This is a genomic window from Bradyrhizobium sp. sGM-13, from assembly GCF_018398875.1.
Lineage (GTDB): Bacteria > Pseudomonadota > Alphaproteobacteria > Rhizobiales > Xanthobacteraceae > Bradyrhizobium.
This window is the reverse complement of record NZ_JAGWDK010000390.1, coordinates 1-249: the sequence shown is the minus strand read 5'-3', so window position 1 is coordinate 249 and position 249 is coordinate 1. Positions and strand designations below refer to the sequence as shown.

Here is a 249-nt window from a genome sequence, read left to right as displayed (position 1 = left end):
AGCGAGAGGCTTCTATTTCTATATGATGACCCGCGCCCAACCAAATCGATTTGATCTCCGTTGCTGGATCGCCACCAACGTCTGTGCAGCCGCGGGCGCCGGTCTAGGGCTGCTAGTTCTCACTGCGCCGGTGCTGGCTTGCCGCGGCCCCCAAAACCATCGGACGATCCTACTCGATGCGATTCCACCGGCAGCGGAAGGGAGCGAAGTCATCGCCAGGGTCGAAATCATCGGGGTGCACATCCGCGA

Annotated in this window: 1 protein-coding gene; it reads left to right on the top strand. The window is 60.6% G+C overall.

All coding sequences use genetic code 11. From position 1 onward, the window contains the following. Positions 1-22: 22 nt before the first annotated feature. Positions 23-249 (top strand): hypothetical protein (locus tag KJQ96_RS39405; protein WP_213291261.1); only part of this gene is annotated, 227 nt, incomplete at its 3' end.